Source organism: Inquilinus sp. KBS0705, assembly GCA_005938025.2.
In the GTDB taxonomy this organism is placed as follows: domain Bacteria; phylum Bacteroidota; class Bacteroidia; order Sphingobacteriales; family Sphingobacteriaceae; genus Mucilaginibacter.
The window spans coordinates 24,277-35,254 of record VCCI02000001.1 but is presented as its reverse complement, the minus strand read 5'-3'; the positions used below and the strand labels follow the sequence as shown (position 1 = coordinate 35,254).

General features: G+C 42.3%; 12 protein-coding genes and 1 tRNA gene. 7 read left to right on the top strand and 6 right to left on the bottom strand.

Going from position 1 to position 10,978, the window contains the following annotated elements; translation table 11 throughout:
* Positions 1-98 precede the first annotated feature (98 nt).
* The 3 genes from FFF34_000185 to FFF34_000175 form a co-directional block, all read right to left on the bottom strand.
* Positions 99-674, bottom strand: coding sequence for an adenylate kinase (locus FFF34_000185; GenBank protein ID TSD65853.1), 576 nt, complete (start codon positions 672-674; stop codon positions 99-101).
* 58 nt (positions 675-732) lie between these two features.
* Positions 733-806, bottom strand: a tRNA-Arg gene (locus FFF34_000180).
* A 105-nt stretch (positions 807-911) separates the two neighbouring features.
* The gene (locus FFF34_000175) at positions 912-1,373 is read right to left on the bottom strand and encodes a redoxin domain-containing protein (GenBank protein ID TSD65852.1); all 462 of its coding nucleotides are present in this window, start codon (positions 1,371-1,373) and stop codon (positions 912-914) included.
* A 157-nt stretch (positions 1,374-1,530) separates the two neighbouring features.
* Here FFF34_000175 and FFF34_000170 point away from each other — a divergent pair, with 157 nt between their 5' ends.
* The 5 genes from FFF34_000170 to FFF34_000150 are packed head-to-tail and all read left to right on the top strand — an operon-like array spanning position 1,531 to position 5,327.
* Entirely contained in the window at positions 1,531-2,370 is an 840-nt protein-coding gene (locus FFF34_000170) for an ABC transporter ATP-binding protein (GenBank protein TSD65851.1), read from the top strand.
* A gap of 10 nt (positions 2,371-2,380) precedes the next feature.
* Positions 2,381-3,175: a hypothetical protein gene (locus FFF34_000165; protein ID TSD65850.1), complete on the top strand. Its 795-nt coding sequence runs from the start codon at positions 2,381-2,383 to the stop codon at positions 3,173-3,175.
* Complete coding sequence (locus FFF34_000160; protein TSD65849.1) at positions 3,176-3,565, top strand: GntR family transcriptional regulator; 390 nt, start codon at positions 3,176-3,178, stop codon at positions 3,563-3,565.
* Complete coding sequence (locus FFF34_000155) at positions 3,555-4,292, top strand: hypothetical protein (GenBank protein ID TSD65848.1); 738 nt, start codon at positions 3,555-3,557, stop codon at positions 4,290-4,292. Before FFF34_000160 ends, FFF34_000155 begins: the two co-directional genes overlap by 11 nt.
* Before the next feature lie 51 nt (positions 4,293-4,343).
* Entirely contained in the window at positions 4,344-5,327 is a 984-nt protein-coding gene (locus FFF34_000150) for an NAD(P)H-quinone oxidoreductase (protein ID TSD65847.1), read from the top strand.
* Between the two features lie 67 nt (positions 5,328-5,394).
* On the opposite strand, the gene FFF34_000145 is transcribed toward FFF34_000150, so the two are convergent.
* Together FFF34_000145 and FFF34_000140 are read right to left on the bottom strand one after the other, a co-directional pair.
* Positions 5,395-6,723, bottom strand: a complete 1,329-nt coding sequence (locus FFF34_000145) for a G-D-S-L family lipolytic protein (GenBank protein ID TSD65846.1) — start codon at positions 6,721-6,723, stop codon at positions 5,395-5,397.
* Positions 6,724-6,742: 19 nt separating this feature from the next.
* Positions 6,743-7,966, bottom strand: coding sequence for a long-chain fatty acid transporter (locus FFF34_000140; protein TSD65845.1), 1,224 nt, complete (start codon positions 7,964-7,966; stop codon positions 6,743-6,745).
* Positions 7,967-8,163: 197 nt separating this feature from the next.
* Between FFF34_000140 and FFF34_000135 the strand changes: the two genes are divergently transcribed.
* Both FFF34_000135 and atpC read left to right on the top strand, forming a co-directional pair.
* Positions 8,164-9,669, top strand: a complete 1,506-nt coding sequence (locus FFF34_000135) for a F0F1 ATP synthase subunit beta (protein ID TSD65844.1) — start codon at positions 8,164-8,166, stop codon at positions 9,667-9,669.
* Positions 9,670-9,749: 80 nt separating this feature from the next.
* On the top strand, positions 9,750-10,001 hold the full coding sequence (atpC, locus tag FFF34_000130) for an ATP synthase F1 subunit epsilon (protein TSD65843.1): 252 nt from the start codon (positions 9,750-9,752) through the stop codon (positions 9,999-10,001).
* 144 nt (positions 10,002-10,145) lie between these two features.
* On the opposite strand, the gene FFF34_000125 is transcribed toward atpC, so the two are convergent.
* Positions 10,146-10,934, bottom strand: a complete 789-nt coding sequence (locus FFF34_000125; protein TSD65842.1) for a Fic family protein — start codon at positions 10,932-10,934, stop codon at positions 10,146-10,148.
* Positions 10,935-10,978 lie beyond the last annotated feature (44 nt).

The window sequence follows — 10,978 nt, the reverse complement described above, 5'->3', positions numbered from 1 at the left end:
TTTATTTAGGAAAGCCCGAAAGTTAGTAAAGTCCGAAAGACAAGAAATAAACCTTCTTCTTCCGGACTTTACTTACCCGCCAACTTGCGTAATATTATTTATTTATAACCTGCAATAACCTTACATATCTGGGTAAAGATGTCTTCTACAGGCCCTATACCATTAATGCTTGTAAACTTATTTTGGTTTTTGTAAAACCCTGCAACAGGTGCGGTTTTATCATTATATTCTTTAATACGTTTGCGTATCACTTCGGGATTGGCATCATCTGGCCTGCCCGAACTTTTACCACGCAATAGTAAACGTTGCTCTAATTCTTCGTCGGTCACTTCCAGTGCTATCATACCCGATATAGCCGATTTTTTTGATGATAATAAATTATCCAATGCCTCGGCCTGTGCAACCGTACGCGGGAAACCATCAAAAATAAAGCCTTTAGCATCTCTATTAGCATCAAGTTTATTGCTTATCATGCCTATAACAACGCTATCGGGTACCAACACACCTTCGTCCATTAGTTTTTTTGCCTCTAAACCAAGTGTAGTGCCCTGGGTTATTTCGCCACGCAATAAATCGCCTGTCGAAAGGTGTATTAAACCAAATTTCTCGATAAGATTTTGTGATTGAGTACCCTTCCCTGCTCCGGGCGGACCAAACAGTACTAAGTTAAGCATCCCTTTGTGATTAAAGTTAAAAGCCTTTTTGCGTTATACAAAAAGGCTTAATTAAGTGTGCACTTGTAGGGATTCGAACCCCAAACCTTCTCATCCGTAGTGAGATGCTCTATCCAATTGAGCTACAAGTGCGTTAAACAGTAGTATGTTTCCTTACATCACTAACCGATGTAAGACCGTTTTTTAACGGACTGCAAAAATAGAATTTTCTTGCATCCACTGCAAACTTTTTATCAATTACTTTACTTTTTCTGCAATTGCGGTAAAATCAGGCAGGTCGCCGGCATTTTCCAATACTTCGGCATATATAATATTTTGCTCCTCGTCAATTACAAAAGCCGCGCGTTTTGACACGCCTTTCATTCCAAATGCAAACGATTCGTATAAGGCGCCGTAAGCTGCAGATGCCTCTTTATTAAAATCTGACAGTAGCGGAAACTGGTAGGCATTCTCTTCTTTAAACTTAGCCAACGTAAAAGGCGAATCAACAGAGATACCCAATATTTGGGCATTAAGGCCATCATAATAGCCAAAGCTATCGCGCATGGTGCATAACTGCGTAGTGCAAACACCTGTAAACGCTAACGGAAAAAAATGGACAACCACTTTTTTACCTTTAAAATCGGCTAATGAAACTTCTTTAAGATCGCTTGATGTTAATTTAAACTGTGGTGCCGGCTGGCCTGCTTGTAACGACATGTTGTTTTGTTTTTTATGCAAATGAATAATAAATAAACGATAAATACATAACACAGATTTAAAAGGCCATAATTTGACACTAAAAATATTTTAAATAAAGCTTTGAATTGATAATTATTGATTTACATTTGTAGTGTACTAATTAACTAATACACTAATGATACAATTTGATAATTTGTCTTTTGGTTATTCGCCCAAAAAGCTGCTTTATAAAAATCTGTCGTTAAACATTCAGGATGGCAGCATATATGGTTTGTTAGGAAAAAACGGTGCGGGTAAATCAACCCTGCTTAAAAACATGGTAGGCACCCTGTTCCCGCTTGAAGGGGGTGTAATTGTAAACGGTATGAATCCGCAAAGCCGCAAGCCGTCATTTTTGCAAACCATTTATTACATAGCCGAAGATGTATACGTGCCTGCCCTAACCATAAAACAGTACCAAAGCCTTTTTGCACCGTTTTACCCTTTGTTTGATGAGGCTAACTTTTATAGGTACCTGGCCGAATTAGAAGTAAGCGTTGATGGCAAATTAAATAAGCTATCATTTGGGCAGCAAAAAAAGTTTGTTATAGCATTTGCGCTGGCTTGCAATACTAAGGTTTTACTAATGGATGAACCCACCAACGGGCTTGATATACCATCAAAGGCGCGATTTCGTAAACTGGTGGCATCGGTGATGAACGATGACCGTATCATCTTTATTTCAACCCATCAAATACGCGATCTTGAAAACATGATAGATAACGTAATGATTGTAGATAATGGTAACCTGCTGCTGCATTCGTCTATAGCCACCATTGCCGAAAAGCTTTGCTTTAAAACTGTATCTACAATACCAGCAGGGGTTAAAGTGCTTTATGCCGAAAAAATGCTACGCGGAACTTCAATTGTTATAGAGAATTTAGATAACGAAGATTCGGGCCTTAACCTTGAACAGCTGTTTAACGGCATTACCGAAAACCCCGAAATGGCTCAACAACTATTCCCAATAAATTAATAACTACATTATGAATGATATTTTCAGCCTTACAAGGTTTGGCCTGCTATTAAGAAAATCAGTTTTAGAGCGGCCTGCTCAAATAATAGGTGTTATAGCGCTTATACTTAGCTTCACGCTAATTCTGTATTCAGGATTGCTCTACTTCGGTGGGTGGGGTACGGCACAATTCCTGTCGTTTATATGGGGGTTTATTGGTGGCGGTATCTTTTTATCCAGTAACATTTTTGGCTATTTTAATACCAATGCAAGTGGTTCGGCCTATTTAACCCTTCCTGCCTCTGTCTTCGAAAAATGGCTGTGTGGCGTATTAATAACCGGTGTACTTTTTTGCCTGCTTTTTTTAGGTTTTTACCGCCTTATAGATACCTGCTTCGTTACAGGCTATCATAACAGTCTCGATCGTAGCAGCCCTTTATATGCAAGGCTTTACGATGCTGTACATATATTCTCGTTCGAGGGGAATACTGTAAGGCAATCGGTTACCATGTTTGTAAATTTTGCAGGGGTAATGCTGGTAGGTTCGTTGTATTTTAACAGGGTAGCGCTTGTTAAAGTTGCCTTAGTAGCTTGTTTTACAATGGGTGCCATTTACTTTTTAAATTTAGCCATTGCCCATGTGCTTTTTAAAAATGTTGATATAGCATTCCCATTTTATAATGTATTAATTTCGGTGAATAGCGAGTCGGGTAATATTCAGCTACCGCCCTTTGCATCAAAACTTGCCGATGTATGTTTGCAATATATACTACCTATAACTTTATGGGTAACGGCCTACATACGGTTAAGGGAAAAAGAAATTTAAATGGAATTTAGAGAGAAACAAGCGATATACCTGCAAATAGCCGAATACGTTTGCGAGCAAATACTGCTAAAGCAATGGCAATTGGGCAGCAAAATACTAAGCATACGCGATTTGGCCGTAATGATGGAAGTAAACCCCAACACGGTACAACGCGCCTACGATTTTTTACAACAGCGCGAAATTATTACCAACAGGCGCGGCATAGGTTATTTTATAGAAGATGGCGCTATTGCCCGTGTGATTAGTTTTAGAAAAGAGCAATTTATAGAAAACGAATTGCCTGTATTATTCAGAAGCATGTACTTGTTAAACATCCCCTTAAATGACATTAAGGAACGATACGAAGAATTTATTGAGAAAACATTTAAAGAAAACAACAATGAAAAATAAAATAGCGCTTAAGTTAAGCACCATCATATTAATTTCTGTTTTAGTATTAGCGGTAATAGGTGTGTTTGCATCAAACCTGGTTTTAAAGCACCAGTACGACGGGATAGACAAGAGCGATATTTACTGGAATTACAACAAAATATTACAACAGCCTTATAAGCATCTAAAAATAGATGGCGGCAATATCACCAATATCATTTTTGAACAGAGCAAGAACCCATCGGTAAGGGTATTAAACTACTGGCGCGAATATAAAAAGGATGTTACCTTTAAAGCCTATGTAAGTAACGACACTTTACATATAACCTTCCCTAACACCTACCCCAACGAGGGCGAAAAGCAATGGATGCAGCGTACAGTATTGGTACGCCTGTTTGCCCCGCAGTTACTATCAATTAATGGCAACAACACTAATTTTGAGATAGAAAAAATGCAGCAAAAAAGCATCAGCATTAATTTAAGGGGTAAATCGCGTTTAGAGGTAGAAAGCTACAGCCATAACTTTGATACCTTAAATGTTACCCAAGCCGATTCGAGCCAGGTGATGTTTGAAATGGCGCCTGAGTTAAAAGGCACCGCAACAATGAATTTTAAAAGCGTTACTGCCAACCTTAAAGATTACACCTTGCTGGATATTGGCCATGGCTATGCCGATAACCTTAAACTTAACCTGTCGGATAGTTCGGCAATTATACTTTCGGGGAAATCGTTAAAAGCCCTGCATTAAAATTTAAACAAAAACGGGCCTTGTTAATTACCTTGTTATACATTTAACAAAATGAAAGCCATAGTAATCACCAAGCCCGGCACATCTGATGTCTTACAGATAGCAGAAAGGCCCACCCCAGGGTATACTGCCGATGAAGTATTGGTAAAAGTGATAGCGGCCGGCGTTAACCGGCCCGATGTAGCACAGCGCAAGGGCAATTACCCCCCGCCTGCAAATGCACCGCAGGATGTACCCGGATTGGAAATTGCAGGCATTATTACCGAAATTGGTGCCCATGTAACCCGGTGGCAAATCGGCGATAAAGTATGCGCGCTGGTTATTGGCGGCGGCTATGCCGAATATTGTAATGTACCACAGGGCCAGTGCCTGCCCATACCCGGCAACCTTTCGTTTACCGAAGCAGCGTCACTGCCCGAAACATTTTTTACCGTTTGGAGTAATGTGTTTGACAGGGGGCATTTGCAAAAGGGCGAAACTTTGTTGGTGCATGGTGGTAGCAGCGGCATTGGCGTAGCAGCCATACAAATGGCAGCCGCGCTGGGCAGCACCGTATACGTTACCGCGGGCAGTGATGATAAGTGCAAATTTTGTGAAGCCCTTGGCGCAGCGCATGCCATCAATTATAAAACCGGGAATTTTGCCGTTGCTATTGACCGCCTTACCAACGGGCAAGGTGTAGATGTAATATTAGATATGATTGGCGGCGACTATACGCCGTTAAACCTGCAATGCCTGGCAACTGTTGGCCGCTTGGTACATATCAACGCCATGAAGGGGAAGGATGTGCAGGTAGACTTGTCTTTAGTGATGCGCAAACGGATAACCATTACAGGATCTATGCTTAGGGCCAGGGACACGGCCTTTAAAAGTGTTATAGCCCGAAACCTGGAAAAACATATATGGCCTTTACTGGCTACAGGGCACATAAAACCTGTAGTTTACAAAATCTTCCCGGCGCAACAAGCCGCACAGGCCCACCAACTAATGGAAAGCAGCGAGCATATGGGGAAGATAGTTATAAGTTGGCAGTAAGGAGTTTACAGTTGGCACTTTGTTAAAAATGTAAATGCAAACTCCTTACTGCAAACCGCAAACTGAATTATGGGAACTTTACCCCACGATAGGCCGAAACATCGGCCAGCGGGATACTTGAATTATAGGTTGAGTTGATGGCCTTTATAAACTCGTTGGCTACTATAGCATAACCACGCGGTGTTAAATGCACCCCATCCAACGAAAATATGCCCCCGCTGATATAGCTGGAGTTTACACTTATGCCATTCACTATCATACCATGTGCCTTTAAATTGTTTAAAAAGGTATAAGCATCAAATACTGCTAAACCTTTTGCGGCAGCTACCGATTTAATGGTGGTGTTATAAGCATCTACATAATCTTTTGTTAAGGCTACCTCGTCCTCATCAAGCACATACTGGTTCTCGATAGGCGAATATGGGGTTAGGCCATAAGGCTGCATACCCGCAACAGTAGAAACGGGCGTACCAATTTTTGTTGTAGGAAAGGTAAGTACGATCAGGTCGCTTGCCTTTGCCGCACGGGGGGCATAAGCCGCATCAACAGATACCGCTGTTTTAGCGCTGATATATAACGCCGCCACAGCCGGGTTGGCTTTTTGCACACCCGCTAAAATAGCACCTACGGTTACGGTGTTAAAATAAGGCACAGCGGTAACATCTGGTATGGTAGCCACCGCGCCTTTTTGGCCGGCAGCTGTCATTTTGGTTATCAGCAAATTATACAGCGCCTGAAAAGTGGCCTTATCTGTTAACACATCGCCCGCGCCGCCGGTTGTGGCGTAGCCCAGGGCATCGTTGTTACCCAACCAGTTGGTAAAAAAGGTAAATGGTTTAGCGGTTACAAAATCGAGATAAGCCGTTGTGTTGTTTGGCGATGATTTAGGCAGCAAGCGCTCGTAGTAGCCGTTTAGGTTACCATAAGGCGCATAGGTAATTTGTTGCAGCTTTATGCCGGGCACACCGTAGTTATCCGTTTCGCCGGTAAATTTGGTATAAAGTACCACGTTGCCAAAACCCGGTATAGCCTGTACGCCACGCACAGCTAAGCCGGTAGTAACAGGTGCTGTAATCGGGCTGCCTGTAGCACTAAAGCCGGTAAGCTGTAAATAACCCGATCCGTTTGATTGGGCCTGGCTAAACAAGGCTTGTTTAAACTCGCCACCGCCAACAGCCTGCATTTGCTTGCCAATGATAGATGGGTAAGAGTTTTGCTGCCCTTCAAGGTACAGTCCGCCATCGGCATAGCCGGCGGTAAGCGAGTTACCAATAGCAATGTAGCGGCTAAAATCGGCGGTACCTTTTGATGCCGGCGCAACATTAATTTCGGGCTTGCAGGCTGCCAATAAAAATAATCCGGCAGCTATATATATCGTATGTTTTAAAGTTTTCATTTAAGCTGTATTAATAATATTACCAGTGATAAGATAAAGAGATGCCGGGGATATAAACCTCGCTTTTAAACGTTCCGGATAACTGCGACTCGATATTGGTTTGTGTACGGGTAAACAAGTGCTCGTATTCAAACGACAGGTCGATATCTAATTGTTTGGTTACTTTATAGCCTACACCGCCTGTTAAATAGTACCGATTAGCATCAGGTACCTCGGGGGTAACATAGCCATCGCGCACTGCGGTACTGGTATAACCACCACCTACGCGTAAAGCAACTTTATCGGTAGTTTTATACTGGGCGCCGCCACGCAGGCTATAAGCATCCCTGTAGTTACGCGGCGAATAGGTATCCTGCAAGGCAGGTGTATTGCTGGCATAATCAAAAGCTAAAACTTTATAAGCGTTCCATCCTACTAAACTGGCATCAAAAGCTACCGTCCATTTAGCCGTTGGGTAATAGCCCAGCCCCAACGTTAATTGCGATGGCAGCGGTATAGCCGCTGTAAAAGTATTAGGCTGCGGAAAATTGCCTTGCAACGATGCAGGCACTGTAAAAACAGCATCTCCATTAGTTATTTTGGTATTCACTTTTGAGCGGTAATCAATACCTATGGTGAACGATTTGGCAGGTTTAATAAATATCCCTGCGTTCCAGCCGTAGCCTTTACCACTACCGCTTATTTCGGCTTCGCCCTGGTTGCTGTTGGCACCGGCTAATGGTATGGCGCGTTGCAGGTTAACCGTAGCATGGTTATAAATAAAGCCCGCGCCTATGCTTATAGCATCAGTAAGTTTATAACTCACCGTTGGCTGAAAGAATATCGATTTCAGGTCCAGGCTTTCCAGCGCGTATTTGCCATACCAGTCGTGGCCCCAATCGGTTAGGCCACCAAATGGCGTATAAACGCCTAAGCCAATCTTCCAGGGGGCTGTTTTTGGGCCCCAAACGGCGTATGCGTTAAATGGTGTGGCCACGCGGTCTTTAGTGTTGTATTGTGCGTTTGAGCCGGCAGGGTTAAAGGCCGATTTAAACCAAAGCGGGCTTATACCGCCCTGCACATAGTTTTGATCAAGCATTGCTACAGCGCCCGGGTTAAACGCTATCGAAGCCCCATCCTGCAACAGGCCTGTGCCTGTATGCCCCATACCAATTTGCTTTTGCCCGTTTAAATTTACCTGGAAGCCTTGCGCGCATACAATAGCCGGCGCAAGCCACAGCAGTAGCAGTAAAAGTTTTTTCATGTTAAATTAAGATCAAGAAATGGTTTTATAATTGCGTTGCAAAGTAACAAAATACTATTAATCAAACAGGCGTAAAAAATGTTCACATAAGTATTTAAATATTTGGCAATAAACCTTAACTTTGCGCCTCTGAAATAGTAGCGTTTAATTCAAACGGTATATGTTTCAATTTAAATTCTTTAAATACCAGGTTATATATGCCAAACATTGGAAAAATATCACGGATCATCGGTCCGGTAGTTGACGTAAGTTTTGCTGATGATGCACATCTTCCTAAAATTTACGATGCGCTTGAGATCACAAAAGATAACGGCCAAAAAATTATTTTAGAAGTTCAGCAACATTTAGGTGAAGACCGTGTGCGTGCCATCGCCATGGACTCGACCGATGGTTTGCTGCGCGGAATGAAAGTTTTAGATACCGAAGCTGCTATTAAAATGCCAATAGGCGAAAACATTAAAGGCCGTGTATTTAACGTAGTTGGCGATGCTATTGATGGTATTCCTGATCTGGATAAAACAAATGGCCGCCCTATTCACAACACCCCGCCACGCTTTGAGGATCTATCTACCGAAACTGAAGCCCTGTTTACAGGTATAAAGGTTATCGATTTATTAGAGCCTTATGTAAAAGGTGGTAAAATTGGTTTGTTTGGTGGTGCCGGTGTAGGTAAAACAGTATTAATTCAAGAACTGATCAACAACATCGCTAAAGCTTATGCAGGTTTATCTGTATTTGCCGGTGTAGGTGAGCGTACCCGCGAAGGTAACGACTTACTGCGCGAGATGTTGGAATCGGGCATTATAAAATATGGCGATGCCTTTATGCATTCAATGGAAGCAGGCGGATGGGACCTGACCAAAATTGATGCTGAAGCATTAAAAGAATCAAAAGCAACCTTCGTTTTTGGACAAATGAACGAGCCTCCGGGTGCGCGTGCACGTGTGGCCCTTTCGGGTTTAACCCTTGCCGAGTATTTCCGCGATGGTGATGAAGAAGGTAAAGGCCGCGATATATTATTCTTCATCGATAATATCTTCCGCTTTACACAAGCAGGTTCTGAGGTATCGGCGCTATTAGGCCGTATGCCATCGGCGGTAGGTTACCAACCAACCCTGGCAACAGAGATGGGTACCATGCAAGAGCGTATCACGTCAACAAAACGTGGTTCAATTACATCTGTACAGGCCGTTTATGTACCTGCGGATGACTTGACCGACCCTGCACCGGCAACAACATTTGCCCACTTAGATGCTACAACCGTACTTTCGCGTAAAATTGCCGAGCTTGGTATATACCCTGCGGTGGATCCATTGGATTCAACCTCTCGTATCCTTAGCGCTCAAATATTAGGCGACGAGCACTACAATACTGCACAACGTGTTAAAGAAACCCTGCAACGCTACAAAGAGTTACAGGATATCATTGCCATATTAGGTATGGACGAGTTATCTGAAGAAGATAAACTGGTAGTATCCCGCGCCCGTCGTGTTCAGCGTTTCCTTTCTCAGCCATTCTTTGTGGCCGAGCAATTCACCGGCTTAAAAGGTGTATTGGTTGATATTAAAGATACCATCAAAGGTTTCAACATGATAATGGACGGTGAAGTTGACGAATACCCCGAAGCAGCATTTAACCTTGTAGGCAGCATTGAAGATGCTATTGAAAAAGGTAAAAAATTATTAGCAGAAGCTAACAACTAATATGCAAATGGCAGATGTGCAGATATGCAAATTAAAAGCATCTGCACATCTGCATATCTGCATATATGCACATCAATAATATGACATTAGAAATTCTTACCCCTGATAAAAAAGTTTTCGAAGGCGAGGCTAACTCGGTAACATTGCCGGGTACTTTAGGCTTTTTAGAGATACTTAATAACCACGCCCCTATCATATCTACATTAAATGATGGCAAGCTAACTATTAGGGGTGCCGCCGCTAAAGAAGAAGTATTTTTTATTAAAGGCGGTGTAGTAGAAGCCCTAAACAATAAAGTAACCGTATTGGTTGAAGGCATTACACACAAGTAATATTCAATCCTTTTAAAATATGAAAAGCCCGGGCAGTTTGTCCGGGCTTTTTGTTGGTTGTATTCTCAAATGTCATGGTGAGCCCGTCGAACCATTATTGGACCATGCCAGTTATATAAGTCTTCGACAAGCTCAGACTGACAGCTACTTAACCATCAACGCCCCCGGTAACATCTTCAAAAAAGCCATAGCCTTACTGTAGTCCAACGTTTCGTACTCCAAACCCAGGGCCCTAATGTTTTTATAGTAGGTATTATGCTGATTATAATATTGCTTCTCTGACTGCAAGTACCAGGCTTTAGGCCCTAACTTTTGCGCCAGGAACCATTTTTCGATCAGGCGTGCGGTGCGTCCGTTGCCATCGTTAAAAGGGTGTATTTTTACAAAAACCAAATGGACCATCGCGGCAAAGAAAAAGCTTTCTTCTATGCTCAGTTCTTCCTCCAGCAATGCAGCTATATCCTTATACAGCTTCTTCATTTCAGCCTTAATCTTATCCGGCGGGCAGGCAGCGTACTCTATCTTACCATCCGGAGTTATCACAAACATATTCTCGGCCCTGATTTTACCGCGCTGGCTTTTGTGCAATATATGCCTGGTCAATAGTTTATGCGCTTGCTTTACTGCATTTTTGTCAAGCGGGTTACTTTGGGCAAACTGGTATGTATTATATAAGTCGTCTATCTTTTGTGTATAATCAGGTAAAAACTTTACACCCGATAGTTTATGCTTGATAAACGAATCCAATTCGATATCCTCCCCCTCTATCTTAGACGAAAACACGGCAGATACGGATGTATAAAAACTGAATGTTGAAACAGATAGTGGGCTTTCGGTTAGCTTTTCAAAATTCTTTAAAATATCCTTATCGCTTTGCTCGCAGTAATCCTGCAGCAAGTCAATTGGCAATATTTCAAAAATGATTTTGTTCATTTGTTATTAGCTAATACAGCATTTGCACAATGTTAAATAAAATA

Excerpts from the sequence above, each read along its gene's own strand:
- FFF34_000160 (TSD65849.1), top strand. The coding sequence starts at position 3,176 with ATGGAATTTAGAGAGAAACAAGCGATATACCTGCAAATAGCCGAATAC.
- FFF34_000125 (TSD65842.1), bottom strand. The coding sequence starts at position 10,934 with ATGAACAAAATCATTTTTGAAATATTGCCAATTGACTTGCTGCAGGAT.
- atpC (TSD65843.1), top strand. The coding sequence starts at position 9,750 with ATGACATTAGAAATTCTTACCCCTGATAAAAAAGTTTTCGAAGGCGAG.
- FFF34_000170 (TSD65851.1), top strand. The coding sequence starts at position 1,531 with ATGATACAATTTGATAATTTGTCTTTTGGTTATTCGCCCAAAAAGCTG.
- FFF34_000140 (TSD65845.1), bottom strand. The coding sequence starts at position 7,966 with ATGAAAAAACTTTTACTGCTACTGCTGTGGCTTGCGCCGGCTATTGTA.
- FFF34_000155 (TSD65848.1), top strand. The coding sequence starts at position 3,555 with ATGAAAAATAAAATAGCGCTTAAGTTAAGCACCATCATATTAATTTCT.
- FFF34_000150 (TSD65847.1), top strand. The coding sequence starts at position 4,344 with ATGAAAGCCATAGTAATCACCAAGCCCGGCACATCTGATGTCTTACAG.
- FFF34_000185 (TSD65853.1), bottom strand. The coding sequence starts at position 674 with ATGCTTAACTTAGTACTGTTTGGTCCGCCCGGAGCAGGGAAGGGTACT.
- FFF34_000165 (TSD65850.1), top strand. The coding sequence starts at position 2,381 with ATGAATGATATTTTCAGCCTTACAAGGTTTGGCCTGCTATTAAGAAAA.
- FFF34_000145 (TSD65846.1), bottom strand. The coding sequence starts at position 6,723 with ATGAAAACTTTAAAACATACGATATATATAGCTGCCGGATTATTTTTA.
- FFF34_000135 (TSD65844.1), top strand. The coding sequence starts at position 8,164 with ATGCCAAACATTGGAAAAATATCACGGATCATCGGTCCGGTAGTTGAC.
- FFF34_000175 (TSD65852.1), bottom strand. The coding sequence starts at position 1,373 with ATGTCGTTACAAGCAGGCCAGCCGGCACCACAGTTTAAATTAACATCA.